Source organism: Paraclostridium sordellii (assembly GCF_000953675.1).
Lineage (GTDB): Bacteria > Bacillota > Clostridia > Peptostreptococcales > Peptostreptococcaceae > Paraclostridium > Paraclostridium sordellii.
This window is the reverse complement of the sequence record NZ_LN679998.1, coordinates 2,479,271-2,505,535: the sequence shown is the minus strand read 5'-3', so window position 1 is coordinate 2,505,535 and position 26,265 is coordinate 2,479,271. Positions and strand designations below refer to the sequence as shown.

Sequence of the window (26,265 nt, the reverse complement as noted above, 5' to 3'; positions counted from 1 at the left end):
CACCTATATTTAATATATAGTTATTATATCCTATAATGGCTATTTAGAATATACGTATAAGTCGAAATTTGAAAAAGAAATACAATATTAAGGCGAATTGACTAGAAAAACAACTGATTATATAATAACAGTATAAACTTAGGAGGTATTTATCATGCAAAAAAAAGTCATAATTTCTATTGTGATAGCAATGATTGGGATAATAGTTATTGGATGTAAGAAAGACGAAAAAACAAAAGTTCATTTAAGTGTGGCATCTAGTTTAAAAGATCCACTTTTAAAAATTGAAGAAATTTATGAAAAAAATAATAGTAATGTGGACTTAGTATTGAATTTTGGATCATCAGGATCTTTAAAACAACAAATAGTTCAAGGGGCCCCGTGTGAGATATTTATATCAGCATCTAAGAAATATATGGATGAACTTAAAGATAAAAACTATCTATTAGATAATAAATATAAAGACTTAGTGAGAAATAAGTTAGTTTTAGTAAGTAGTACTAAAGATATACATAGTATTGAAGACTTAAAAGGTGATGATTATAAAAGAATTGGTATAGGTGAAGTTAAAACTGTTCCAGTTGGACAATATGCAGAGGAAGTAATAGTAAATACAGGTATAAAACCTTATGTGGAAAATAAGCTTATATATGGAAAAGATGCAAAAGAAGTCTTAGCATGGGTTATATCAGGAAATGTAGATGCTGGATTTTTATACTCAAGTGATACTACTCATCATAGAAATCTAAATACAGTTAGTATTGATGATAATTTACATTCACCAATAATATATCCAATTGGAGTTATGAAGAAAGGAAATAATTTAGAAGAAGCTTCTAAGCTTAGTAAATTCTTACAAAGTGAAGAAAGTAAGAAAATATTAGAAAGTTATGGATATGTTTCATAGGTTAAAATTTATTAGAATTAAGGAGAATTAAAAATGGATATTTCCCCATTGATTATATCAATAAAAACAGCACTGACATCTACTGTAATAACTTTTGTATTTGGAATAATTATAGCTTATAAAATGACGTGCTATAAAGGAAAGTACCAAAGTTTTATAGATACAGTATTAACACTACCACTTATATTACCGCCTACTGTAGTAGGATTTTTTTTGCTAATTATAATAGGAAAAAATGGGCCTATAGGCATATTGCTTGAAGATTTAGATATAAATTTAATTTTTACTTGGTCAGCAACTGTCATATCGGCGGCAGTGGTATCTTTTCCTATTATGTATAGAACTAGTAGAGGTGCGTTTGAGCAAATTGATGAAGACATGATATCGGCAGCTAGAACTTTGGGGTTAAGTAATAAAAAAATATTTTTAAGAATAATTATACCTCTAGCATATCCAGGAATAATTAGTGCTACCGTATTATCTTTTGCAAGGGCCTTGGGAGAATTTGGAGCAACTCTTATGATAGCTGGGAATATACCTGGAAAAACTCAAACTATGCCTATTGCCATATTTTTTGCTGTGGAAAGTGGAGATATGAATCAAGCTATGTTGTGGGTTTTGATTATTATTGGAATTGCATCAAGTGTAATAGTTTTATCTAATTTAACATTAAATTCTAAACAAAGAAAATTTGGAAAGGGAAACTAATATGTCTTTATATATAGATATAGAAAAAAAGATAAATAAGTTTAAATTAAAAGTAAAATTAAATCAGGATAGTGGGATTTTGGGATTATTAGGGGAATCGGGTTGTGGAAAGAGTATGACTTTAAAGTGTATAGCTGGGCTTGAAACACCAGATAAAGGAGTTATAAAGGTAAATGATAAAGTGTTATATGATTCTAACTTGAACATAAATCTATCACCTCAAGAACGTAATATAGGATTTGTATTTCAAAACTATGCTCTTTTTCCTCATATGACAGTTGGAGAAAACATAAAAATAGGATTAGTTGATATAGATAAGGATATAAAAGAAAAAATTTGCTCTGATTATTTAAAAGATTTTAATTTAGAAAATTTTAAAGATTTATATCCAAGACAACTTTCTGGAGGGCAGCAACAAAGAGTTGCTATTGCTAGGGCATTGGCTAAAAAGCCTGATATATTATTATTAGATGAACCATTTTCGGCTTTAGATTATAATTTAAGAGATCAAATGGAAGAAAATTTAGTAAATACTTTGAAAAATTACAATGGAAATTCTATATTTGTTACTCATAACATAAATGAGGCATATCGAATTTGTGATGAAATTGTTGTTTATGATGAAGGAGTTGTTTTAAATAAAAAGAATAAATATGATTTATTTGAGAAACCTGAATCAATAAAAGAAGCAAGACTAACTGGGTTTAAAAATATATCTCGGATATCATATATAAATGATGAATTAATAAATGCATTAGATTGGGATATAGAGATACCTTATAAAGGAACTAATAAGAATAAAAAATACATTTGCATTAGAGAAGATGAAATTAAAATTTCTGAAAATAATTTTATAAAGATGGAAATTTTAAATATTATTGAAAATCCATTTGATTATACTGTTTTATTAAAAAAAGAAAAAGAATCTGATAAAAGTACTATTTATATGAGAATTAAAAAGAATGAAATAAATCCATTAAGTACAAATTATCTAAATATAGAATTTAATAAAGATAAACTTTGGTTATTTTAAACAAATAAAAAGCACATCTTTTGATGTGCTTTTTTATATATTATGCTGACTAAGCAGCAGTGTCTTCATTGTTTCCATTTCCACGGATTACATCAGCTTTTACTATTTTGTAGTTCTTGAATAATGCATGTCCTATGAATCCAGCAGCAATACTTACTACTATACATCCAGCAGCAGCCATTAAAGCAGGAGTTCCATTTTGTCCAACTGCTACAGCGAAACCAGCTATTGGAGTAGCCATACCAGGAACGCTTATTGCAAGTGGTGCAACATAACTACTTATTAAAGCAACTACAACACCTGATAATGCTCCACCTATAAAGTTAGTACAGAATACTGGAATTGGGTTAGCAGATATTATATCTGATTGAGTTAATGGTTCTATAGCAACTGCTATTGTATCTTTCTTATCACCAAACTTCATTCTAGAGAAGAATACGAAGTTCATGAAAGAAGAACCAAATACTGCTAATGCACCTATTGCCATTGGAAGACCTGTTAATCCTATTATAGATGTTAAAGCCATTGATGATAATGGAGCAGTAGCAACAACTGTTATTAATCCACCAAGAATTATACCCATTAATATTGGAGAAGCAGTAGAAGCAGCTGTTAAAGCTTGTCCTATTTGCATTAAAGTATCGTTAACTATTGGGTTCATAACTTGAGCTATCCCTCTTGATAAAGGAGCAGCTATTAATATTATTACTATTAAGTCAAGTCCAGCAGGAGTTTTTTCCTCTAAGAACTTAACAACGAATGATATTAAATAACCAGCAACGAAACCAGGAAGTATACCAAATCCTGAAACTGATAAACCAACTAAAACAGCGTAAACTGGAGATACACCTAAAGCTAATGGTACTAATATAGCAGCGGCAACTCCACCTAAGCTACCGTTTGCAGCTCCAACTTGCTCTAAGAATTTAACTCCAAATTGTTGACCAAATAATGAAGCGTGGAATGCTTCAACTAAGAAACTTGCGCAAGCAGCACTTGCTAATGCACCCATTGCTTTCATACCATGTGGTGCCTTGTAACTAAATAAAGTGAATAATGCCAGTACAACTAATAATAATGCCGTACTTGTAAGTATTTGCATCATAATAAAATTTCCTCCTTAAAAAAATAAATAAATGCTTGTTACTGTTTTCCTGAGCTTTTTATCAGGTTATGACTAAATTATATTATAAAAAATTATTTTTGTAAATAGTTTAAATGTAGAAAAATGTAGAAAGAGTTAGAAAATAAAGTAAAATTTGAAAAATAGTGTTAAATTTACAATCGTATCAGATTGCTGTTTTGGAGTGTTATTAAAGAGTAGATATATGCTAGTTTATATTTTGAATAATCAAGATTTTTTATGAAAATTGTTCTTAACATGAAAAAAGCTACTTTTAACAATGTAAAAGCAGCTTTTTTTATAATCTCATTTTATGTAAAACATACTGGTCTAAGCAGCAGTACATTCGTTGTTTTTGTCACCACGTATTTCAGCAACAGTAACTATTTTGTGGTTACTGAATATTCTATGGCCTAATAATCCAGAGAATACACTTGCTACTATACATCCACCAGCAGCAATTAAAGCAGGAGTTCCGTTTTGTCCAACTGCTACAGCAAAGCCAGCGATTGGAGTAGCCATACCAGGAACGCTTATTGCAAGTGGAGCAACGTACATACTTACTAAAGCAACTACGATACCTGATAATGCTCCGCCTATAAAGTTAGTAGTAAATATTGGTATTGGATTTGCAGATATTACATCTGATTGAGTTAATGGTTCTATTGCAACAGAAATAGTATCTTTTTTATCACCAAATTTCATTTTAGAGAAAAATACGAAGTTTGTGAAAGAAGAACCGAATACTGCTAATGCACCTATTGCCATTGGAAGTCCAGTTAATCCTATTACAGATGTTAATGCCATTGATGATAAAGGTGTATTACCAACAACAGTTATTAATCCTCCTAGTATTATAGCCATAAATATTGGAGATGTTGAAGAAGCAGCTGTTAAAGCTTGCCCTATTTGCATTAATGTAGATTTTACAAGTGGATCCATAAATGTAGCGATTCCTCTTGATAAAGGAGCAGCAATTAATATTATAATTATTAAATCAAGACCAGCAGGAGCTTTTTTCTCTAAGAATTTAACAACAAATGCTGTTAAATATCCTGCAACAAATCCTGGAAGTATTCCGAAACCAGAAACTGATAAACCAACTAAAACTGCATATACTGGAGATACACCTAAAGCTAATGGAACTAATATAGCTGCAGCAACTCCACTTAAACTACCAGTAGCAGATCCAACACTTCCTAAGAATGCGATATGAACTTGTTCTCCGAATAATGCACCATGAAATGCTTGAACTAAAAAACTTGCGCAAGCAGCACTTGCTAATGCACCCATAGCTTTCATACCATAAGGTGCTTTGTAACAAAATAAACTGAATAATGCTAGTACAGCCAATAGTAATGCTGTACTCGTTATAATTTGCATCATAAAAAAATTTCCTCCTCGATGATTAAAATAAATAGTCGTTATTGATTTCCTACGCTTTTTAAGCAGTAATTAAAATTATATTATAAAATATTAAATTTGTAAATGCTGTAAAATGTAGAAAAATGTAGAAAAAGATAGAAAGTAAAATAAATTTTAAAAAAAATTATAAAAATATTTATTTTATAAATAGTCTATATATAAAAATATGTAGAAAAATGTAGAAAATAAAATGGAATTTAAAAAATATTGAAAAGCTTTAATAAACATGAATTGTTGTTTTGGTGTTGTTTATACAAAAGAATTAGTGTAAACTAGTATTTGACGATAATCTAAAGGGGTTGGAGGTGAAAATATGAATGAAATAATAAAAGATATTATAGACTTTGTATCTAAAACTTTTCCAAAGATACATGCAAGTTTATATCTAGAATCTTTAAAAGAATATGCAGCAAATACCGATGTAAATAGAACTCAATTAAGAGCACTTGTATTTATAAAAAATAATGGGGAAATAACAATGACGGACTTATGTGAAAAATTAAATATAGAAAAGGGAAGTCTTACTACTATGGTAGATGACCTAAATAAAAAGGGATACTTAACAAGAACAAGAGATTCTAGAGATAGAAGAAAATATATATTAAACCTTACAAGTGAAGGGGATAATATAGCTAAAGATTTTTTAGAAGAGTTAGGGGATAAGCTTGAAAAGAAATTTTTAGAATTAGATAAAAATGATAGAGAAAAATTTATGGTATCTATAAAAAATCTCGAAGATATACTTGTAAAAGAAGAATTTAAGTAGATTAAAAAACAGGTTAAAGTTAACTTTAACCTGTTTTTATTTTAAATATTAGTAGATAATATATTTTTTACTTCCATATATTTTTCAAGACCTTGTTTTAATATATTAGCAGCTGTTTTTAAATCATGTTCATTAAGGATATAAGCAAGTCTTATTTCACTTTTTCCAAGTCCTTTAGTTGCATAGAAACCTTCAGCAGGACAAGCCATAACAGTTTCACCGTCTACGTTAAATTCATTTAGCATCCAAATAACAAAATCTTCAGCATTTTCTACTGGTAATTTAGCAAGTATGTAAAATGCTCCTGTAGGTTTTTCACATATTACTCCTTCAACCTTCATTAATTCATTGTATAAAACATCTCTTCTTTTTTTATACTCATCATTAACTTCTTTAAAATAAGTTTTAGGAGTTTTATAAAGTTCTACTGATCCAACCTGATCAAGGGTAGCGACACATAATCTCCCTTGGCACAATTTTAATACTTCGTGTATAAAGTCTTTATTTTTAGATGCCAAAGAACCTATTCTAGCTCCACATGCACTATATCTTTTGGATACACTATCAACTATTATAACTCTGTCTTTTATTTCATCTATATTTCCAAAACTTATATAATCAAGACTATCATAAACAAATTCTCTATAAACTTCATCAGCAATTATCCATAAATTATTTTCTTTAGCTATATCGGCTAACATGTAAACTTCTTCTTTTGTATAAACCGTTCCTGTTGGGTTCCCTGGATTTGATATAAGTATAGCTTTCGTATTTTTATCAATTTTTGATAAAATTTCAGATTTATTAGGTAAATGAAATCCATTTTCAGGATGAGTAGTTATAGGTTTAACTACAACATTTACAGAAGAACTAAAACCATTGTAATTAGTATAAAATGGTTCAGGAACTAATATATTATCACCTGGATCGCAAGTAGCCATCATTGCAAATAATAAAGCTTCACTACCTCCGTTAGTTATAAGTATTTCATCTTTTTCAAAGTGCATATTATATGTGGAGTAGTAATTTATCATTGCATCAATAAGTTCAGGCAAACCTTGAGAAACAGCATACTCTAAAACATTACTATTAAACTTATTTATAGCTTCAAAAAAACCTTTAGGTGTTTTTATATCAGGTTGTCCTATATTTAAATGATAAACCTTAATACCCCTTTCTTTTGCTGATGTAGCATAAGGAACTAACTTTCTTATAGGTGAAGATTGCATAGAGATCACTCTGTTAGAAAAATTCATTTTCAATACCCCCTGTAATTTGTTTGAAAAGTCTGTAAAATCCCCTCACAAGAGTATGATAGCATAGTTAATACTAAAAAGCACTTAGTTTTCAAAAAGTATACAGGTATGCAATAAGATTTACATTTTAATGGAAAATATGTAAAATTATAATAATGAATTTTATTAACTTTTAGGTATAAGTTAATAATTAAAAATACACAAAATATAAAAAATACCCTAAAAAGAGGTGTACGATATGAAGGATTTAAAAGTGGATGTATTTAGTGGGGATATGATTATATATGCACCTGATAGGATAACAAGGCCTACAGACTTAAAACCTATAAAAGATGAAGAAGAAGTATTTGAAGAATATGATAGGAAATGTCCTTTTTGTAGAGGAAATGAACGTTATTCTCCAGAAGAAACATTTGAAATCAAAGAAAATGGAAAATGGATTTGTAGATCAGTTTATAACAAGTTTCCTATTATAGATAAAAGCTTCAATTTAGTAAAAGGTACTCATGAGGTTATTATAGATAACTATAAACATAATAAATCTTTTTATAATATGAATGGAGAAGAATTTAAAAATATGTTTTTAATATATCAAAATAGGTATAAAGAATATATAGGAGATGAAGATGTTTTATATGTAAGTATATTTAAAAATTTCTTAAAAAAAGCAGGAGCATCATTATCTCATCCTCATTCTCAGATAATTTCTATGTCTATAATTCCTAAAGAAATAAGAAATGAAATCGATATATTAAATAAAAATTATCATGAAAAAAAAGAAAACTTATATGAAAAAATAATAGATAAAGAAATATTGTTAAATGAAAGAGTTGTATATAATGGGGAAAAGTTTATAGTATTAGTACCATATGCTTCTATATATGGGAACGAAGTTAGAGTAATATGCAAAGATAATTCAAAGTTTGAAGATTTAACTTTAAATAATGTAGAAGAACTTTCATATATATTTGATAAATTATTTAAGAATATATACAAAGTTTGTGGATACATGCCTTTTAATTTATATCTACATACTCATCCTAAAAATTTAAAAGGGAGTGAGTTATTAAACTTACATTTTCATATAATACCAAGAAAGTATAGCTTTGGAGGATTTGAGATAAGTAATGGAATATATGTATCATCAGTGATACCAAAAGATTTCGCAAATAAAATAAAATTTAATTAGAAAAACAAAGGAGATAGTTATGAAATTTATATCATGGAACGTGAATGGATTAAGAGCATGTGTAACAAAAGGATTTATGGACTTTTTTAAAGAAATAGATGCGGATATATTTTGTTTACAAGAAACTAAGCTTCAAGAAGGACAAATTGATTTAGAACTTGAAGGATATTACGATTATTGGAATTATGCAGTTAAAAAAGGATACTCAGGAACGGCTGTATTTACAAAACAAAAACCAATTAGCGTGCATTATGGGATTGGAATAGAAGATCATGATAATGAAGGTAGGGTTATTACCTTAGAATTTGAAGATTTCCATTTTGTAACAGTATATACACCTAACTCTCAACAAGGATTAAAGAGACTTGATTATAGAATGAAATGGGAAGATGATTTTAGAGAATATTTAGATAGATTAGATGATATAAAACCTGTAATAATGTGTGGAGATTTAAATGTAGCTCATAGAGAGATAGATCTAAAAAATCCAAAAACTAATAGAAAAAATGCAGGATTTACAGACGAAGAAAGAAATAAATTTTCAGAGTTTTTAGATTCAGGATTTATAGATAGTTATAGATACTTTAACCCAGATAAAGAAGGAGTTTATAGCTGGTGGTCTTATAGATTCAATGCAAGAAAAAATAATGCAGGATGGAGAATAGATTACTTCTGCGTTTCTAAAAAATTAGAAGAGAGATTGGTTTCTGCTAATATTCATACAGAGGTTTTAGGTTCTGATCATTGTCCTGTAGAATTAGTTATAAAATAAAACATAAATTTATAATGCCTTTAATATAATTTAATATACTTTAAATAAAGGAGGGTATTATGAATTTAATACAGCTTAAAGAAAAAGTTAATAAAGGAATAGAGTTGGGAGCTCAAGTTGTTTATATAAAAGAAGAAAGTTTATTATTTGGAATTGAAAAAATCTTAAAAAATGAAGAAAATAAAAGCATAGTATTAGTAAAATCAAAAGGAGAGAGTTTAAAGAGTGAAGATTTTATTAATATTATAGACGAGATATATAATCATATTGGTGATGTAGAGGTATTTATAGGTAAAGATAATAAATACAGAAATGAAGATAAGTCTATAGAGTTTGTTGAATTTGCACAATATGAAGATATTAAGATGTTATTTTTAAATTCTAATTAAAAAAGAAGATAAAATCCTCATATTTGAGGACTTTATCTTCTTTTTTTATATTTTAAACCATTTCTTGGCTTAGATTTGCTACATTTCTTTTTAGATTTATTAGTAGTTTCTATTATATCATCTATTAAGAATTGGTTAGTTTTTCCCATCTTATATGCTAAATCAATTATTTTTCTATCATCTGAAGTTAGATCTCTGTCTAATATCTTCTTAAATTCTTCAAATAAGCTAGCATAATCTACTTTTTTCTTAGCTGTCTTAGATCTAGTTCTATTTGGTTTTACTGGTGTGTAAATATACGTATCAGGAACTACATTTTCATTATATATATTTTTTAGAACAAGTGATGTATAGTAAGCATCATTTAATGCATCATGATAAGCTTTATCTTGCTCGAGTTGTAGCATTTGAACTGCATTTTGTAGTCCTATGCTTTGACCTGTTGGATTATTAAAATAAACAGAAGCATATTGTTGAACATTTATATATAACTTTGGAAGTCCTTTGGTTGGCAATGAATAGTAATTTATATTTCTATAGAGTTCTTTTAAATCACCAGATCCCCAAACACACATTATATTTGATTTATTGGATATAAATTTTTTAAAATCTTTATAAACAGAACTAAAAGAAGGTGCATCTATAACTTTATCTATAGTTATATGAGTCATTTTTCCTACAAAAGGATGAATATCTTTATATATATTGGGTTTTACAAAACTATTAAACCTATCGATTATATTAAAGTTAGAATCTAACTTTATAGCTCCTATTTGTATTATTTCAAAGGGACATTTTTCATCAGAAAATGTTTTATTATTTTCCTTATCAAAGCCCTGATTAAATTCAAAATCGAAAACGATATATTCCATACAAATCTCTCCTAAAATTATTAGTTATTACTTTAGTATACCCTATGTGAAAAAAATTTGTACACAGGATTTTTTTATATGAATTTAAATTTAAAAATATTGCGAATATTACATGCATATATTATAATAATATAAATTAACTTACGAACATAAAAACAAACTATAAAAAAATATTTTGCAAAATGATTCGTAAAATACAATCAGTGAATTGGGGGATAAAAATGCAATCTTTATTATATGTTATAAAAAAACATAATCATAATGAAAAAGATTTAAAGGAAATACTATCTCAACATAAAAACATAAGATTTGTTTCTCTTATGGGTGTTGATTTAGGAGGTAATTCTATAGATGAAAAAATACCTATAGAGGTTTTCCTAGATGATATTGATGCTTTTTTAAATTCTGGCATACAAACAGATGGATCAAGTGTTGAACTTTATAATATAGCTACATTAAATAATGCAAAAGTAGACTTGATGCCAGATAATGATGCTATTTGGTATATAGATTATAATATGGAAAATATATGTGATAAGTGCAACTTACCAATAGGAACTTTAAAAATACCTGCATTTTTATTACATGAAGGTAGTAGAGTTTGCTCAAGGGGGATACTAAAAAAATCAGAAGAATATATAAAAAGTTCTGTAATGAAAATAATAGTTAATAATCCAAAAATGATTGATGACCTAGGTATCAATGATGTAAATGATATAGATTGCATAAACCTAACAGCTGCTACAGAACTAGAGTTTTGGGTTAATACTCCAGAGGATAAAGCTGACTTAGAAGCTCTTCATGTGTCACAAAGTTTAAAAGAACAATATTGGAAGAGAACTAGAGGAATAATTAGAACTTGTTTAGAAGAAAGTTTAATAATACTTCAAAATTTAGGAGTAGATCCAGAAATGGCTCATAAAGAAGTTGGAGGGATAACTAGTTCTATAAGTGTGGATGGTAAAACAAATCATGCAATGGAACAATTAGAAGTAGACTGGAAGTATTCAACACCACTTCAATGTGCGGATAATGAATTACTAGTAAGAGAAGTTATAGAAGATGTATTTACAAGACATGGGCTTGAGGTTACTTTTAAAGCTAAACCATTAGATGGAGTGGCTGGAAGTGGTGAACATACACATGTTGGCATTAGTGCAAAGCTTAAAAATGGTAAAATAGTTAACTTGTTTTCACCAAAAGATATGAAAAGTGATTATACAACTAAATTTGGTTATGGGGCTTTAATGGGAATACTTAGAAACTATGAAGTTTTAAATCCATTTGTAACATCATCTAATGATGGATTCAACAGACTTGTACCAGGATTTGAAGCTCCTGTATGTATAGTTACGTCATTAGGGCATACATATGAATTACCTTCAAGAAATAGATCTATATTAGTAGGTCTTATAAGAGATATAAATTCTCCATTAGCTACTAGATTTGAATTAAGATCTCCAAATCCATTATCTAATACATACTTGGTAATAGCTGGAACATATCAGACTATGTTACATGGTATAAAAGCTGTTTCTAATAGTAAATTGAATATTAAAGATTTAGAAAAAGAACTATCTAAAGATATAGGTGAAGTAGGCTTTTACCTTGAAAAAGATAGAGCATATAGAGATGAAAATGATGTGTTTGAAGATTATAATATGGATGAAAGAAATAAAAGATTTTCAACTCCACCAGCTACAGTATATGAAAATATGAAAAACTTAGAGATTCAATCATATAAAGTAGAAGCATTAACACAAGGTGGAGTATTTACAGATACAATTATAGATTCTTTTAAAACTGGAGCTATAGATAAATGGAAGAAAGAACTAAAAAATAGAATTATACAAGACAATATAGATATAATAAGAAGTCTAAAAAAATTACATGAAAATGAAAATATGGATGTTTTAGATGAAGTATCATGGGATGTAATAAATGAAATAAAACATTATATAATGAAAGATACTATGAGTAAGAAATCTTTATTTACTAGAATAAAAGAAGCTATTGAAGAAGAAAACTACGAATTAGCATCTGACTTACAAATAGAAATGAAAGATAAGATGAAAGAAGTACAACAATTATATATTCAATATCAAAAAAATATATTTTAATTAGATTTCAGATAAAAAAAGGAGGTTATTAGATAACTTCCTTTTTTTATCTGAAAAATATGTGTACGGCTAAACTTAGTGTCAATAAATAAGATAGTATAGATGAATATTGTTTTAATTTAAATCTATTAAAAAAACTAAGCTTTGTGCAAGTAGATAAAAATAGCAATAGCAACAATAAATAACCAGAACTAAAACTAGATAAAGAGCTATTTGTCAAATAAACATGAAAAGCTGTAAAAAAAAGTGAGATTATTAAAGAGATGGTATTTAATCTACTAATAGTAGGAAGTACTTTATTAATGATCAACTTTAGTGGCTTAAATTTAATAGAGATATATAAATCTTGAAGTATATACATAGATGTATGTATAAGTATAAATAAACTAGATATAAGTCCAAATAAAAGTTCTTGATTTTTAAACACAATACCCTCCCCCTTTTAAATATGAAACTGAACTAGTTGAATTATGTTTTATATTATAATATTAGGATTACTTGTCTATTGTGAGTGAATTTATGGTTAAAAATATGAATAATTTATTTTTAAATTGCTCATATTAAAAGATAGTGATTAAAAAAAGGAGGTAAAGCTTATGTTAAAAAAAGTAAAATTACTTATAGCATTAAGCTTAATAACTACTATAAGCACAATTAATGTAAATGCACTCGATACAACAAGTAGCTCAAGTGATGAAATTGTAAAGGATATCTATAATTTAAAAATAGAGAAAAAAGATTTACAAAATCAAATAAGCAAAATTGATGATATGATTTTTTCAAAAAAAGAATCAATAAATTTAGATGAAAGTGTTGAAGTTGTTCAATTAAGTTTTGTTGATGATGATAGTTTAATAAACACTAATAGTGATGAAAATGTAGTTGAAGCTGAGATAGAGGGCCTAGAAGGATTAAAGGAAGGATTAACTGAAAAAATAAATAAGCTAAATGAGAAAGAATCAAATTTAAAAGCTAATATTGGTGAAAATATTAGTTGTGGAATATGGCCTGTAAATGGGTTTAATGAAATTAGTTCTCCATTTGGCTATAGAATTCACCCAATAACTAAAGAGAAAAAACTTCATAAAGGAATAGATATACCTGCAAACTATGGGCTTGATATACTATCTACAGATTATGGAGTTGTAACTTTCTCTGGAGTTAAAAATGGATATGGAAATGTTGTTTACATAGAACATTTTGATGGAAAGGTGTCTATATATGGACATAATAGTGAAAACATAGTAAAAGAAGGAGACATAGTAGAAAAAGGTCAACCAATTGCTAAGATTGGATCAACAGGCATATCTACCGGAAATCATGTACATTTTGAATTAAGTGTAAATGGAGAATTAAAAAATCCATTAGAGCTAGTTAATAGATAGAAAATACCTATGTAGTTATTTTAGACTACATAGGTATTTTTATTTTAATATATTAAAGAATTTACAAATAAATAGTTTAAAAATAAAAAAATACAAAGCGAAAATATTTAACAAATAAAATATTTTAAAATTTAAATATTAGAAAACTAATTTTCAGACTTTTTGAAATAAAATGAATTATTAAAAGGCGATTGACAACTAAGTAGAATAGGTCTATACTTAGACGTTGTTTAAGTAAAATAGTTAGAAAACTAATTAATCAAATAAATGGAGGAGTGAGGCAAATGGAAAACACAATGGAAGCAATAGCTACTAATAATTTATTATTCATATTTGCAGTAGTTGTTGTAACGGGTATAGTATTAGGAAAAGTTAGTGAGCTATTAAAGCTACCAGATGTAATATTATATTTAATCGCAGGAATAATTATTGGACCAGCTGTATTAAATGTAATAAGTGTAGAGTCTTTTCCAATAGAAAATAATCTTATATTAACTTTTGGATCAGCATTCATATTATATGAAGGTGGTAGAGAAATAAATTTAAGAGTTTTAAATAAGGTTAAAGTAAGTGTAGGGTTATTGGCAACTTTGGGAGTTATAATATCTACTATAGTAGTAGGATTTGCTACTAGTAAAATATTTCCTTTACCAATAATGACAGCATTATTAATAGGAGCAGTTATTGCATCAACTGACCCAGCAGCTCTTATTCCTGTATTTAAGCAAGTTACTATAAAAGATAAAATAAAGCAAACTGTAGTTAGTGAATCGGCTTTTAATGATGCAGTTGGAGCTATATTAGTAAGTACTTTATTAGCAGTTATAACATCTGGGTCTTTTTCTATGGGAGAAAGTGTAAAAGAGTTATTAATGTCTGTAGTAGTAGGATTAGTAGTAGGAGTTTTAGTAGGATTAATATTCTCATTATTAATATCAGATAAAAAATGGGGAGTATTTCACTCTTATGCGCCTATAATATCTGTTTTAAAGGTTGCATTAGCTTATGAAGTTGCAACTAAGCTACATGGTAGTGGATATATGGCAGTATTTATAGCAGGGCTAATAGCTGGTAATAGAAAGTTATTTGGGCTATGGGTTCCAGAAGAAGATTTCCATGCAGAACATTTTTTCAGAGAAAGCGTAAGTGCTTTATGTCGTATGGCTATATTTATAGTTCTAGGAACTCATGTGGACTTAGCTGCGTTAGCTAAGTACTGGTTACCATCTTTATTAGTCGTACTAGTATTAATGTTTATTGCTAGACCTTTAGTAGTATTAATTTGTACTTTATTTGATAGAGAAGCTAAGTGGAATTTTAAAGAAAAGTTATTCATGATGTGGGTAAGAGAAACTGGTGTTATACCTGCTGCATTATCAGGGATAATAGTTTCAATGCAATTACCTGGCTATCAAATAATTTCTTCAGTAGTATTTATGACTATATTAATTACATTAATTGTACAAGCTAGTACAACAAAAATATTAGCTAATAAATTAGGTTTACTAGAAGAAGATAAAAAAGAAGTTACGGATAAGCAAATAGCATAGATAAAAGACTTTGTGTTTAAATTTAAGCACAAGGTCTTTTTTATTAAAATGAAATGATTATTGATAAAATTAAAATTTAAAAAAGTAAAGAAGGAAAAAAAACTAAAAAATAGAACTAATTTATAATGGAATTATATGAAAAATTAAAAAACTAATAGATTAAAGGGGTGGATTGATGAAAAAAAAGTTAATAGGAGATATATTAGTTTATTTCATAGCTCCTATTGTATTATGTTCTTTGATTAAAGGACAAAATAAGATTTATTCTATAATAATTATCACAATGATTGGGATAGGATATTCAATTATAGTAAGATATAGTCAATATAGAGTAAATATATCAGCTATAATTTTCTTATCTATTTACACAATAATTCAGTCTCCAAAAATAAGTTTAAATGACAATTATTATATATATGTATATGATATATATTGCTTAATTTTAACTTCTATATTTTTAATAATAACAAATCTATTGGATAAAAATATATTCAAGCTTTTTTATATAGATGCTTTGAAAATATTAAACTACACTAATAATCAAATCTTAAATACTATAAAAAGAAATAATTTATATAGGGAATTTTACAAAATAACTTCTATATTAAACATTCATATTTTGACAATCATTCTAGTTAAAACACATGCTGCAATTAGTCTAGGCAAGGTAGGATATTTAACTAGCTATAACATGGAAGTTTTTATATCTGTTATATTTATTTTGGCAGAAATAATCATCGGAATTTCTATTATAAAGAAAATAAAACCTATATTAGATGGTAGGAACTTAAAAAATATGAAATTTATAAAATCAGACACGAGGGTAATAAATTTTGAAAAGTATAGAAATTTAAACAAATAAGGGACTATTTTATATAGTCCCTAGCATTTCTATTACAAAGTTTGCTATTTTATCACCATCTATAGATTTTTTAAACTTAATCATATTTTCCTTCATAAAAGAAACTCTATCATCTAGCTTTCTATAAACAATTGCATTTAGAAGTTCTTTTAAATCATTTTCATCATTATAGATAATTCCTATACCTTTATCTATTATAAAACGGGCATTTTCAATTTCCTGACCTACTTTAGGAAGCATTACAACAACAGGAATTTCACTTTGTATAGCTTCAAATAAAGTTGCACCACCGGGTTTTGTTATAAGTAAGGTATGATCTTTTAATAGAGATGGCATATTAGTTACAAATCCTAAAACATTTATATTTCTAAGTGGTTTTTTTTCTGTCAATTTATCATATAGTTTATGATTTTTACCACATACAATAGTAACCTCTAAATGATGATTATAAGACTTTAAAAGTTCATCTATATAGTAAAAAAAGTCAATTTCCATATCAAATAATCCTCTACCTCCGCCTACTATAAGAAGCTTATGTTTATCATACTGAATATCAGAGTGATTATTAAACTCTTTTTTTACTGGAACTCCTGTGACTTTTACTTTATTTGGGTTTATTCCTTTTTGTACATATCTATTTTTTATTTCATGAGATGCTACAAAATACATATCTGTACTAGGATAAATCCACTCAAGGCTATCTACAACATCTGTAACTACTGTTATTGTAGGTACTGAAAAATCAGGATTTTTCGATTTAAAATGATCAACACAGGCACATGCCATCGGAAAAGTTGATATTATAAGATCCGGATTTGTCTGTATTATGTATTCCGATAATTTAGGTGTATACATTTTATAAGATACATCATGTCTTGAGTCAAAAGACTTTTTTAAATAATAATAGTAGTTATAAAGCCCTGGAGTATATTTAGTATTAGCCTCGTAAAGTTTAACAAGGGGTTTGTTCATCCGTGGAATACTAGCACTTATAAAGTTTTGGATAACTATATTATATGTAGGTTCTTTATCAAGTATGTAATCTCTTATAGCGTTTGCAGCACTTACATGTCCTGCACCAAATTGAGCAGTAAGAATTAAAATTGTTTTGTTGGTGTTATCCAATATATCACCTCTTTTTTATAATTTTAGCTAATGATAGTATTATACATTTATATAAAAATTAAATCAATTATATATTAAATATATGTAAAGGAAGTGGAAATTTGGAGAATATAGATTTAAATAATAAAACTAATTCAACTTATGACTTTGAAATTTTAGATTCTTTTAAAATAGTAATATATTCTATTATAGGGATAACTATATTTTTTATACCTATAAGTATAAATGGGTATGTAAATACATTAATACACCATATGGCCTTATTTATTCAAGAAAGATATATACATTTGTTAAAACTATATATAGTCTTAATGGTTATATTTGGATCTATAATTCCTATCTTAAAATATGATAAGAAAAACAATAATGAAATTGTACATAATATTATCACATTATTAAGACCAATAAGTATACTATTGGTTTTAATAATATTTTCTCAGAAAGAATATTATTTACATAATAATGATAGCTTATTATTTATGCAAGAAATTATATTAAAGTACACAATAGTATTTTCTTTAGGTGTATTATTTATGCCTTTGATAACAGATTATGGATTAATAGAAGTTACAGAAGGGTATTTTAATAAATATACTAAGAAAAATTTAAATTTAAGTGGTAAAAGTGTATTAAATGTATTTGTATATTTATTCGTAGATGTATTTACTGGAATGTTTATGACTAATAAATTATATAAATCAGGTAAATTAAGACAATCAGAGGCTTGCATAATTATATCCTGTTTTTCATTTTTTAGTATAATGAATAGTATTTACTTAGCTGATAAGCTTAAAATACAGTCTAAGGCATTTACAATAATTATATCAATAATTTTGAGTATAATTATAAACAGTGTAGTATGTAGAATATGGCCTTTAAGACAAAAGAAAAAATCGTATTTTTTAAAAGTAAAATATAAAGAATGTAATTTTAGAAGTAATAAATTTAAAAAGTCTATTCAAAGATATTTGGAAAATAAAGAAAAGAAAAAATTGATTTATTGTATGATAGAAAATTTTAAGGAATCATTTAATATAATTATGACAATATTACCAAATTTAGTTATAATTATATTTGTAGGAGAGTTTATTATTAATAATACAGGACTAGTTGAGAGTATTAGTAATATTTTAAATCCATTTATAGAAGCATTGAAGTTACCAGGGAAAAGTAGTTTAAGTGAGTTTATATGCTTAGGCTTGTTCAATGGGGGTAGATATATAGAACTTGTAAATAATGAATCAACAAGTATAACAACTCTTATAATATTTATTGTGCTTATTGGGCAAACGGTATCTATAACTACGAATGTACTATATATATCTAGTACAGATATTCCACTTAAAACAACTGAGCTAATTATAATTGGACTAGAAAAAGTATTTATAACTCTTATAGTAATATCTTTAATTTATTATTTATTTATAGGTTATATATAAACAAATAGGAGGTTTATGTTATGGAATACAAAGCTGATATAGTAAAAAAATATTTAACGGATGTTTTAAACATTCCAAGTCCGTCTGGATATACTCAAAATGTAGTAAATTATATAACGGATGTATTAAAAACGCTTAAAGTTGATTACAAGGTTACAAATAAAGGAGCTGTAGTTGCTACAATAAAAGGAGAAGATGATAATTATCAAAAAACCCTATCTTGTCATGTTGACACATTAGGAGCTATGGTCAAGGAAATAAAGTCAAATGGAAGATTAGCATTAACTCAAGTAGGTGGATATATGATGACATCTATTGAAGGGGAATGTTGCAAAATACATACAAGGAATGGAAAAGCTTACGAAGGTACTATACAAACTATAAAACCATCTGTGCATATTCACTCAGATTGTAGAGAACTACCTAGAGTACCAGCAAACTATGAGGTTGTAATAGATGAACAAGTTTGTTCTAAAGAAGATACTGAAGAACTTGGTATAGAGGTTGGAGATTTTATATCATTTGACCCAAGAGTTAAAATAACAGATTCTGGATTTATTAAATCTAGACATTTAGATGATAAGGCATCTGTAGCAGCAGCTTTATATGTTATTGAATATCTAAAAGTTGTTGGAATAAAACCTAAACATACGGTAAACTTCTTCTTTAGTAACTATGAAGAGGTAGGACATGGATCATCAGCTGCAATACCAGAAAATACAAAAGAATTTATAGCTATAGATATGGGGTGCCCGGGAGAAGGACAAAACTCAACTGAATATGATGTATGCATATGTGCTAAAGATTCAGGTGGGCCATATGACTATGAGTTAACTTCAAAACTTATAGACATTGCTAAAAATAATAATATTGGATATAAAGTTGACACGTATCCTAACTATGGATCAGATGCAGGAGCTATGTTAAAAGCAGGTTATGATGTTAAGACGGCTTTGATAGGAGCAGGAATATTTGCATCACATGGATATGAAAGAACTAACTTACAATCTATAATAGAAACAATTAAATTAGTAACAGAATATGTAAAATAGAAAATAGGTATACCATATTATGGTATACCTATTAAAAAATATAAATATATAATAACACAGTATTGTGTAACACACAGTACTGTGTTATTATATATTTATAAATGCGATTAAACCCAGTACTGTATAAAACACAGTAATTATTAATTAAATAGAAAGGATGGAGTTGATGAATACACAGTTTAAAAAAGGAGTATTAGAAATATGTGTATTAGCACTCATATCTAAAAAAGATATGTATGGATATGAGATTGTACAAAATATTTCAAAGGTCATAGAAGTAAATGAAGGCACAATATATCCTTTATTGAGAAGATTAACAAAAGAAGAATTTTTTGAGACATATATATTAGAATCTAATGAAGGTCCGGCAAGAAAATATTATAAAATAACGGAACTTGGAAAAAAGAATTTAGTAAGTCTCATAAATGAATGGAGAAATTTTACTAGTGCGGTAGACTATCTTATTAATTTAGATTAAGGAGGAATTAGTGTTGAATAAAAAAGAATTTTTAGAAATATTAAAAGACTATTTGTCTAACCATTTTTCACAAGATGAAGTTAATGATATATTAAGAGATTATGAAGAATATTTTATTGACGGGGAAATAGAAGGTAAAAGTGATATACAAATTATAGAATCCCTAGGTTCACCAAAATCTATTGTTAGAGATTTAGTTGGAGAGATGAAAGAAAGCAAAATTAATTATAATAATAAAAGATTTGATAGAATTCATGATAGTTTAAGTCAGATAAAGTTAAGAACTAAAGAAACCTTTTATAAGACTAAGGATGTTATAAATAATAAGTTAACTCCAAATTTAAAAAGTGATGAAGATGGATTATCAACAAAGCTCATAAAATTTTTATTGGCAGGACTTAGTTTTATTTTACTTATTATATGGCTAATATTTATATTAGTTATGGTATCAGCTGGAATTACTATAGGGGCATTAAATATAGCATTTATAGCATTAATAGGGACATCAGGGCCTTTATTCGCTTTAGACTTATCTATAGCTTTACTTATAGTATTTATTAGTATAGGGATAATAGGTTTTGATATTTTAGGAATACAAGTATATCTTTATATATTAAAATTAGGGAAAACTTTATACAAAAGATACATGCATTGGTTAAAAAACAAGAAAAAATATATAGTTGCAAAAGAAAGAAAAATAAACTACAAAGGGGATGATATAGATGAATAAAAAGATAACTATATTTGCTGTTATTTTAATTGTAATAGGAATTGTTGGAACTATATCATCATCAATAGCAGCAGTTCCATTTGCAACAAATTATATAAACAAAACTATAAAGAAGGCTAATGAAGAAGTTGAAATATATGAGAAAAAAGTAGATATAAATAAGCTAGATATAGATACTAAAAATATGAGCGTAGAAATAAGAAAAAGTAATTCTGACAAGATTAAAATAGTACAAGTTGGAAGTTACACTGATAAAACATTGACTATAGAAAATAAAGATAAAGTATTTAGTGTAAAAGAAAATGATGAAAGTCAACATTTAAATATACAAGTACAAGGCTTTGGAGATGCTGTTTTAAGTATGATAAATTTAGGTAACAATAAAATAATTATTTATGTTCCTAATAATGTAGATATTCAAGCTGATACAAAAACTGGTAGTTTAATTGTAAGAGATAAAGATGTACTATCTAGTCAAATAGTATTTAATACAAATCAAGGTGAATTAAGTTTACCTAAAGAAGTTAAACACTTAGAGAAATTAAGATTAAGCTCTATAGGTGATATAAATTTAAAAACTAGTGAGTTGCTAGGTATAAATAATGTAGAAGTTAGCACTCAAGGAAATGTATACTTAGAATCTCTGCCTAATGATATATTTATTGAAGATGTAGAAAACTTTATACCAGAATCAGTAAATATAATTGCTGACAGATATTCGAGAATGGTATATGTGGAATCTAGTATACCAATTTCTAAAAATTTAAATATAGAAAATAAAACAGGAGAGGTATACTTAAATTTACCTATAGATAACTATAATATGAATTTTAATTTAAATTCATTAAATGGAATTAATTTTGAGAACAAAGATAACAATGGTTCAAATATGAATAAATTTGAAGGAAGCCTAAATGAAATTAAGGATAAAAAGATAACTTATAATGTTACTGTAGACTCAAATACAATAGATATAAATAAAAACTAAATCAAACTTTAAATAAGGAGCTATAAAATTTTAGCTCCTTATTTATTTTTTTATAATTAATACATTAACTATGTTGGTTAGTTAAATAACTTGCCATAGCTAACATTCCTAACCCTAATGAAAATTTAGCTTGTTGCTTAATTGCATATTTTGCAACAGGTACAGTTATTTTTCTGGTCTTTGGACTAACTAAACTAACACCTGTTAAAACTGTAGCAGATAAAGCAGTAGCAGTTATTACCGGATGTTGTTTAGCATAATCTTTTACATAGTCAACTGTAGTTTTTGGTTCATCAAAACACTCACAACTTATACCACAGCTACATTCATCATTAGGACCTATTTTAATTTGGTCTTTTTTTTTAAGAGATTATTCACATCATCACTAATATCTGATGTTTTATCAACCATATCATGAGCTAAATCATTTGCTTTAGATAAAAGTTCATTTGCCTTATTTTCAGCTTTTTCTATATACTCTTTACCCTTGTTAGTATAATCATCAATTTGATTATTCATTTGATTATTCATTTCATTATTATTCAATTAAATCACTCCAATCAACTATAATATTGTGTTTTGATATTAATTTGTATCAATAATAGGATGTGCAAAAATTTATATTTTATAGTAAGAAAAAAATAAGTTTAAAGGTAATTTATGTATAAATTTTAGCTATTAATAGTAACCAGAAAAAATGAGTTTCATATAATTATTATTAAGCATATAAAATTGCTTAGTTAAAATAAAATACAACAAAGGGGTTTTGACTAGCTATGAGTACTATGAGAAAGAAAAAAAAATGTAATAATAGCTGTGCTATGAATACAGGGTGCCATCAAAAAAAAGAAAAAGAAGTTTATTGCGATCCATGTAAAAAGCCGGTTCATAAAAAGTGTGAGCCATGTAAGCCAATAGAACCATGTAAAAAAGTAGACTCATGTAAAGAGATGGATATGGTATGTAAAAAGCATGAATTTGCTTGCTGTCCTCCAGGTCCATGTGAAGACTGCGAAATAAAATTTGATGATACATGTGCGAAACTAGCTGAACAAGCAGAAAAGCTATTTAAAAAAGCATTAAATTGTGAGTGCTTAGCCACTGAATCATATGAAGAAGCTAGAGAGTTTGATAAAAAAGCTAAGGCATTAGAAGCTAAAGCAAAAAGATTGGCTAAGGAATCTATGGAAAATGAATGTGAAGCTGATAAGTTAAGAAAGCAAGCAAATGATCTTTTATGTAGATCAGAAGAACTTTGTGAAAAAGCTAAGTGCTTATATAAAGAAGCAGAAAGAGCAGGTAATGATGCTGAAAAATTCTGTGAAAAAGCTAAGTGTTTATTTGAAAAAGCTCAAAATGAAAATGAGCAAGCAAAATGTTTATTCTCTCAAGCTATGAAGTGTGATGAGAAAGCTATGAACTGCTATAAAGTAGCTGGAGAAAAAATAAAAGAGTACGAAGATAAATCTAACAAATGTGAAGATATGATGAAAAAATGTAAAGATAAAATAAAAGGATGCCACGATATGGATGTTTGTAAGACAATGAAAAAAACTTGTTATGTTGATTTAGGTATGAATGAACCTTGTAAATCTAAGTGTAGTTATGTAAAGCCAGCTACTAAGTGTGAAAAGAAAATGAAGCCAAGTTGTGATTGTGAAGTTAAATATGTTTGCCCAACACACAAAGAAATGCCTAAAAAAGAAATTAAACAAAAGTGTGAATATGAGTATTATGATATGAATGATTGCTATTTTGAAAAAGATGAATATTGTGATTTAGATGATATAATGTTGATGAAAGAAGAAGAAACTGGATTATATATAAACCCTATATATAACATGGAGCCTATGCAATATATGGGTAATTTTGCATCTAAATATCCATGTATGGAAGAACCATATATGAATATGGAACAAATGGAAATGAATGATATGCAAGATATGTGGATGAATTACTACATGTATATGCAAAATATGATGAAAAATATGATGGGAAAAATGTAACACTAATATAATAAAAAAATCAAAGCTCATAGTATTATACTATGAGCTTTGATTTTTTTATTATAAAATATATGTAGTAGAAATATTTATTATATTAAAAAGGAGTTTAAAATGAAAATTTATAAAAAATATTTAGTAGGTTTACTTTTATGTTTATCAATAATAATGATAGTTGGATGTAGTAAACATCAAGTTAAAGAGAGTAAAAAAGAAAACCAAAAGGTTGAAACCAGTAAAAAAGAAGTTTTTAAACCTCAGTTTACAAAATCAAGTATTCCTGACGAAGTTTATAAGAACATGATAGGAAAGTCTATCCCTAAAAAAGATTTAGTAGATATAAATAGTTTATCTTATTTAAAAATCACATATTATGGATTTGATAATAAAGCACATATAGGTGAAATGATAGTTAATAAGGAAGTAGCATCTGAAGTTTTAGATATATTTAAAGATTTATATGAAAATAAATATCCTATTGAAAAGATGAACTTAATAGATAAGTATAATGCAGATGATAATCAGTCGATGAAAGATAACAATACGTCTGCATTTTGCTACAGGGTTATAGAAGGATCAGATGTAATTTCTAATCACTCTAAAGGGTTGGCTATAGATATAAACCCACTTATAAATCCTATGGTTAAAAATGGAGTTGTAAGTCCAAATGAAGGAAATAAATATATAGATAGAGAAAAAAATGTAAAAGGTATGATTAAAAAAGGTGATGCATGTTATGAAGCTTTTATAAAAAGAGGTTGGACCTGGGGAGGTGATTGGAAATCTCTTAAAGATTACCAACATTTTGAAAAATAAAAGAGACTATTTTATAGTCTCTTTTATTTTATTTTATTTTGTTAATTCATTTTCTATTTGTTTATATAAATTTTCCATCATAGAATTAAAATTCCTATTTGATTTCATATAATTAGATACTAATGGATGGTTAAAAAATTTATCATAATCTCGATTTAACTGACTTATTTTTTTTGATGCATCTTCTATTTTATATCTAGAATAAATAATATTTTTCTTTTTTAGATACTCATCAAGTTGTTTTTTTAAAGCAGCATTTTTATCTAGTTCTTTTTTTGCTTTATTCATAGATTTAAATTCATTAGTATTTTTAATATATGATGCAAGTTCTCTAGCTTTTACATTTATATCCATAGTAAATCCCCCCTATAATATATAAAAATATTAATCTTATAATTATTTTATAAAAAAGAATAAAAATAGTTACTTTTTATTTAAAATTAAAATTGTATCAAATTTATATTTTACGGAATACTATATATTATGAAATACAAAGACCTCTAAGAACTATCAACGTGGAAAAGAGACCTTTTCTAAAAGGTCTCTTTTAAATTACGCAAGTTATATTTTCTTCATTTGAAATATTTTCATTAACATCATTTGGGAATAAATCTTTCAGGAAAATATTTCTTAAAATACCATAGTTATTTTCTTGTTGCATTTTAAAATCGAAACCTCGACTAACTATATTATTAAGACTATGTATATTATCAACAGCAGCAACTGTTACTATATATTTTTTACGTTGAGATTTAGCTATATCTATTCTTAGGTCTAACAATTTAAGTTGAAGTGAATTTCCTCTATACATAGGATGAACCATAACAAATCCTGAAATGTAAGTATTTTTAAAATCTTCAATAGAAATTCCTAAAGAATCTAAAGTCTCTAAATCATTTATATTAGGTACGTCACAAAGTGCACAAGCAATAAGCTCTAAACCGACATAACAACCTATTATAAATCCACCATTATCAATGGTTTTTTTTAAAGAATCATAATCTCTATTCTTTAGCCAATTTTTATTATCCATAGAATTACTTACTTCTTCGTATAGTTTTGTTATATCTCCAAAATTTTCCTCACTTAAAAAATAAATATCTGCATATATATTATTAGTAAGAACATTATTTACTTTAGACAGTTTTACTTTTGTTAGCAATTGAGCACCTCTTTCCTTTGATTGAATGTTAGACAATTATACCATAAATTTAATTATATTTGGCTAAAAAAATGTAAAAACTATATAAAATATTATAATACCTTTAAAATACTAC

26 protein-coding genes are annotated in these 26,265 nt (G+C 26.9%); 18 read left to right on the top strand and 8 right to left on the bottom strand.

What is annotated here, in order from left to right:
• The first annotated feature begins 154 nt into the window (after nt 1-154).
• Genes modA through ATCC9714_RS12035 form a run of 3 tightly spaced genes read left to right on the top strand, consistent with a single transcriptional unit; the run spans nt 155 to nt 2,648 of the window.
• Nucleotides 155-907, top strand: coding sequence for a molybdate ABC transporter substrate-binding protein (gene modA / locus ATCC9714_RS12045; RefSeq protein WP_057545638.1), 753 nt, complete (start codon nt 155-157; stop codon nt 905-907).
• A 33-nt stretch (nt 908-940) separates the two neighbouring features.
• Complete coding sequence (gene modB, locus ATCC9714_RS12040; protein ID WP_054630158.1) at nt 941-1,615, top strand: molybdate ABC transporter permease subunit; 675 nt, start codon at nt 941-943, stop codon at nt 1,613-1,615.
• A gap of 1 nt (nt 1,616) precedes the next feature.
• Nucleotides 1,617-2,648 (top strand): sulfate/molybdate ABC transporter ATP-binding protein, encoded by a 1,032-nt coding sequence (locus ATCC9714_RS12035; RefSeq protein WP_057545639.1) that lies wholly within the window; start codon nt 1,617-1,619, stop codon nt 2,646-2,648.
• A 49-nt stretch (nt 2,649-2,697) separates the two neighbouring features.
• Here ATCC9714_RS12035 and ATCC9714_RS12030 read toward each other — a convergent pair whose 3' ends face one another.
• The gene (locus tag ATCC9714_RS12030; RefSeq protein WP_330367372.1) at nt 2,698-3,753 is read right to left on the bottom strand and encodes a PTS sugar transporter subunit IIC; all 1,056 of its coding nucleotides are present in this window, start codon (nt 3,751-3,753) and stop codon (nt 2,698-2,700) included.
• A gap of 348 nt (nt 3,754-4,101) precedes the next feature.
• Entirely contained in the window at nt 4,102-5,157 is a 1,056-nt protein-coding gene (locus ATCC9714_RS12025) for a PTS sugar transporter subunit IIC (protein ID WP_330373325.1), read from the bottom strand.
• A 352-nt stretch (nt 5,158-5,509) separates the two neighbouring features.
• On the opposite strand from ATCC9714_RS12025, the gene ATCC9714_RS12020 reads away from it, so the two are divergent.
• Nucleotides 5,510-5,962, top strand: a complete 453-nt coding sequence (locus ATCC9714_RS12020; protein WP_054630160.1) for a MarR family winged helix-turn-helix transcriptional regulator — start codon at nt 5,510-5,512, stop codon at nt 5,960-5,962.
• Between the two features lie 41 nt (nt 5,963-6,003).
• Here ATCC9714_RS12020 and ATCC9714_RS12015 read toward each other — a convergent pair whose 3' ends face one another.
• A complete protein-coding gene (locus ATCC9714_RS12015) occupies nt 6,004-7,218 on the bottom strand; it encodes a pyridoxal phosphate-dependent aminotransferase (protein ID WP_054630161.1) in 1,215 nt (404 codons plus the stop codon).
• Between the two features lie 238 nt (nt 7,219-7,456).
• Here ATCC9714_RS12015 and ATCC9714_RS12010 point away from each other — a divergent pair, with 238 nt between their 5' ends.
• The 3 genes from ATCC9714_RS12010 to ATCC9714_RS12000 are packed head-to-tail and all read left to right on the top strand — an operon-like array spanning nt 7,457 to nt 9,568.
• Complete coding sequence (locus ATCC9714_RS12010; RefSeq protein WP_057545641.1) at nt 7,457-8,407, top strand: galactose-1-phosphate uridylyltransferase; 951 nt, start codon at nt 7,457-7,459, stop codon at nt 8,405-8,407.
• Between the two features lie 19 nt (nt 8,408-8,426).
• Nucleotides 8,427-9,179 carry an exodeoxyribonuclease III gene (locus ATCC9714_RS12005; RefSeq protein ID WP_057545642.1) on the top strand — a complete coding sequence of 251 codons (753 nt, stop codon included), beginning with the start codon at nt 8,427-8,429 and terminating at the stop codon, nt 9,177-9,179.
• 59 nt (nt 9,180-9,238) lie between these two features.
• The gene (locus tag ATCC9714_RS12000; RefSeq protein WP_021124728.1) at nt 9,239-9,568 is read left to right on the top strand and encodes a hypothetical protein; all 330 of its coding nucleotides are present in this window, start codon (nt 9,239-9,241) and stop codon (nt 9,566-9,568) included.
• Nucleotides 9,569-9,600: 32 nt separating this feature from the next.
• Here ATCC9714_RS12000 and ATCC9714_RS11995 read toward each other — a convergent pair whose 3' ends face one another.
• Nucleotides 9,601-10,440, bottom strand: a complete 840-nt coding sequence (locus ATCC9714_RS11995) for a 3'-5' exonuclease (RefSeq protein WP_077065736.1) — start codon at nt 10,438-10,440, stop codon at nt 9,601-9,603.
• Nucleotides 10,441-10,661: 221 nt separating this feature from the next.
• Between ATCC9714_RS11995 and ATCC9714_RS11990 the strand changes: the two genes are divergently transcribed.
• From ATCC9714_RS11990 to ATCC9714_RS11975, 4 genes are all read left to right on the top strand, one after another.
• The gene (locus tag ATCC9714_RS11990; RefSeq protein WP_054630163.1) at nt 10,662-12,560 is read left to right on the top strand and encodes a type I glutamate--ammonia ligase; all 1,899 of its coding nucleotides are present in this window, start codon (nt 10,662-10,664) and stop codon (nt 12,558-12,560) included.
• 596 nt (nt 12,561-13,156) lie between these two features.
• Nucleotides 13,157-13,945 carry a M23 family metallopeptidase gene (locus ATCC9714_RS11985; protein WP_021124722.1) on the top strand — a complete coding sequence of 263 codons (789 nt, stop codon included), beginning with the start codon at nt 13,157-13,159 and terminating at the stop codon, nt 13,943-13,945.
• Between the two features lie 284 nt (nt 13,946-14,229).
• Nucleotides 14,230-15,495: a cation:proton antiporter gene (locus ATCC9714_RS11980; RefSeq protein ID WP_057545643.1), complete on the top strand. Its 1,266-nt coding sequence runs from the start codon at nt 14,230-14,232 to the stop codon at nt 15,493-15,495.
• A 175-nt stretch (nt 15,496-15,670) separates the two neighbouring features.
• Nucleotides 15,671-16,357, top strand: coding sequence for a hypothetical protein (locus ATCC9714_RS11975; protein WP_021128183.1), 687 nt, complete (start codon nt 15,671-15,673; stop codon nt 16,355-16,357).
• Between the two features lie 9 nt (nt 16,358-16,366).
• On the opposite strand, the gene ATCC9714_RS11970 is transcribed toward ATCC9714_RS11975, so the two are convergent.
• Complete coding sequence (locus tag ATCC9714_RS11970; protein ID WP_057545644.1) at nt 16,367-17,482, bottom strand: MGDG synthase family glycosyltransferase; 1,116 nt, start codon at nt 17,480-17,482, stop codon at nt 16,367-16,369.
• Between the two features lie 101 nt (nt 17,483-17,583).
• Here ATCC9714_RS11970 and ATCC9714_RS11965 point away from each other — a divergent pair, with 101 nt between their 5' ends.
• From ATCC9714_RS11965 to ATCC9714_RS11945, 5 genes are all read left to right on the top strand, one after another.
• On the top strand, nt 17,584-18,921 hold the full coding sequence (locus ATCC9714_RS11965) for a YjiH family protein (protein ID WP_057545645.1): 1,338 nt from the start codon (nt 17,584-17,586) through the stop codon (nt 18,919-18,921).
• A gap of 20 nt (nt 18,922-18,941) precedes the next feature.
• Nucleotides 18,942-19,973 (top strand): M42 family metallopeptidase, encoded by a 1,032-nt coding sequence (locus tag ATCC9714_RS11960; protein ID WP_021128180.1) that lies wholly within the window; start codon nt 18,942-18,944, stop codon nt 19,971-19,973.
• A gap of 166 nt (nt 19,974-20,139) precedes the next feature.
• On the top strand, nt 20,140-20,451 hold the full coding sequence (locus ATCC9714_RS11955; protein WP_021124710.1) for a PadR family transcriptional regulator: 312 nt from the start codon (nt 20,140-20,142) through the stop codon (nt 20,449-20,451).
• 13 nt (nt 20,452-20,464) lie between these two features.
• Complete coding sequence (locus ATCC9714_RS11950; protein WP_057545646.1) at nt 20,465-21,181, top strand: DUF1700 domain-containing protein; 717 nt, start codon at nt 20,465-20,467, stop codon at nt 21,179-21,181.
• On the top strand, nt 21,174-22,169 hold the full coding sequence (locus ATCC9714_RS11945) for a DUF4097 family beta strand repeat-containing protein (protein ID WP_054630169.1): 996 nt from the start codon (nt 21,174-21,176) through the stop codon (nt 22,167-22,169). The genes ATCC9714_RS11950 and ATCC9714_RS11945 overlap by 8 nt, the downstream gene beginning before the upstream one ends.
• Before the next feature lie 339 nt (nt 22,170-22,508).
• Here ATCC9714_RS11945 and ATCC9714_RS11940 read toward each other — a convergent pair whose 3' ends face one another.
• Nucleotides 22,509-22,715 carry a YtxH domain-containing protein gene (locus tag ATCC9714_RS11940; protein ID WP_054630170.1) on the bottom strand — a complete coding sequence of 69 codons (207 nt, stop codon included), beginning with the start codon at nt 22,713-22,715 and terminating at the stop codon, nt 22,509-22,511.
• A 230-nt stretch (nt 22,716-22,945) separates the two neighbouring features.
• Here ATCC9714_RS11940 and ATCC9714_RS11935 point away from each other — a divergent pair, with 230 nt between their 5' ends.
• Together ATCC9714_RS11935 and ATCC9714_RS11930 are read left to right on the top strand one after the other, a co-directional pair.
• A complete protein-coding gene (locus tag ATCC9714_RS11935) occupies nt 22,946-24,175 on the top strand; it encodes a hypothetical protein (RefSeq protein ID WP_054630171.1) in 1,230 nt (409 codons plus the stop codon).
• Between the two features lie 111 nt (nt 24,176-24,286).
• A complete protein-coding gene (locus ATCC9714_RS11930) occupies nt 24,287-24,988 on the top strand; it encodes a M15 family metallopeptidase (protein WP_077065737.1) in 702 nt (233 codons plus the stop codon).
• A gap of 33 nt (nt 24,989-25,021) precedes the next feature.
• Here the strand turns inward: ATCC9714_RS11930 and ATCC9714_RS11925 are convergent, their stop codons facing one another.
• The gene (locus ATCC9714_RS11925) at nt 25,022-25,342 is read right to left on the bottom strand and encodes a YlbF family regulator (RefSeq protein ID WP_021128173.1); all 321 of its coding nucleotides are present in this window, start codon (nt 25,340-25,342) and stop codon (nt 25,022-25,024) included.
• Nucleotides 25,343-25,535: 193 nt separating this feature from the next.
• Nucleotides 25,536-26,150, bottom strand: coding sequence for a GNAT family protein (locus ATCC9714_RS11920; protein WP_057541135.1), 615 nt, complete (start codon nt 26,148-26,150; stop codon nt 25,536-25,538).
• Nucleotides 26,151-26,265: the final 115 nt, after the last annotated feature.

Bases quoted from the DNA above. Each gene is read 5' to 3' on its own strand.
- ATCC9714_RS12015 (WP_054630161.1), bottom strand. From the start codon at position 7,218: ATGAATTTTTCTAACAGAGTGATCTCTATGCAATCTTCACCTATAAGA.
- ATCC9714_RS11955 (WP_021124710.1), top strand. From the start codon at position 20,140: ATGAATACACAGTTTAAAAAAGGAGTATTAGAAATATGTGTATTAGCA.
- modB (WP_054630158.1), top strand. From the start codon at position 941: ATGGATATTTCCCCATTGATTATATCAATAAAAACAGCACTGACATCT.
- modA (WP_057545638.1), top strand. From the start codon at position 155: ATGCAAAAAAAAGTCATAATTTCTATTGTGATAGCAATGATTGGGATA.
- ATCC9714_RS11985 (WP_021124722.1), top strand. From the start codon at position 13,157: ATGTTAAAAAAAGTAAAATTACTTATAGCATTAAGCTTAATAACTACT.
- ATCC9714_RS11995 (WP_077065736.1), bottom strand. From the start codon at position 10,440: ATGGAATATATCGTTTTCGATTTTGAATTTAATCAGGGCTTTGATAAG.
- ATCC9714_RS12020 (WP_054630160.1), top strand. From the start codon at position 5,510: ATGAATGAAATAATAAAAGATATTATAGACTTTGTATCTAAAACTTTT.
- ATCC9714_RS11975 (WP_021128183.1), top strand. From the start codon at position 15,671: ATGAAAAAAAAGTTAATAGGAGATATATTAGTTTATTTCATAGCTCCT.
- ATCC9714_RS11935 (WP_054630171.1), top strand. From the start codon at position 22,946: ATGAGTACTATGAGAAAGAAAAAAAAATGTAATAATAGCTGTGCTATG.
- ATCC9714_RS11990 (WP_054630163.1), top strand. From the start codon at position 10,662: ATGCAATCTTTATTATATGTTATAAAAAAACATAATCATAATGAAAAA.
- ATCC9714_RS11980 (WP_057545643.1), top strand. From the start codon at position 14,230: ATGGAAAACACAATGGAAGCAATAGCTACTAATAATTTATTATTCATA.
- ATCC9714_RS11930 (WP_077065737.1), top strand. From the start codon at position 24,287: ATGAAAATTTATAAAAAATATTTAGTAGGTTTACTTTTATGTTTATCA.
- ATCC9714_RS11945 (WP_054630169.1), top strand. From the start codon at position 21,174: ATGAATAAAAAGATAACTATATTTGCTGTTATTTTAATTGTAATAGGA.
- ATCC9714_RS12035 (WP_057545639.1), top strand. From the start codon at position 1,617: ATGTCTTTATATATAGATATAGAAAAAAAGATAAATAAGTTTAAATTA.
- ATCC9714_RS12010 (WP_057545641.1), top strand. From the start codon at position 7,457: ATGAAGGATTTAAAAGTGGATGTATTTAGTGGGGATATGATTATATAT.
- ATCC9714_RS12000 (WP_021124728.1), top strand. From the start codon at position 9,239: ATGAATTTAATACAGCTTAAAGAAAAAGTTAATAAAGGAATAGAGTTG.
- ATCC9714_RS11960 (WP_021128180.1), top strand. From the start codon at position 18,942: ATGGAATACAAAGCTGATATAGTAAAAAAATATTTAACGGATGTTTTA.
- ATCC9714_RS12005 (WP_057545642.1), top strand. From the start codon at position 8,427: ATGAAATTTATATCATGGAACGTGAATGGATTAAGAGCATGTGTAACA.
- ATCC9714_RS12030 (WP_330367372.1), bottom strand. From the start codon at position 3,753: ATGATGCAAATACTTACAAGTACGGCATTATTATTAGTTGTACTGGCA.
- ATCC9714_RS11925 (WP_021128173.1), bottom strand. From the start codon at position 25,342: ATGGATATAAATGTAAAAGCTAGAGAACTTGCATCATATATTAAAAAT.
- ATCC9714_RS12025 (WP_330373325.1), bottom strand. From the start codon at position 5,157: ATGATGCAAATTATAACGAGTACAGCATTACTATTGGCTGTACTAGCA.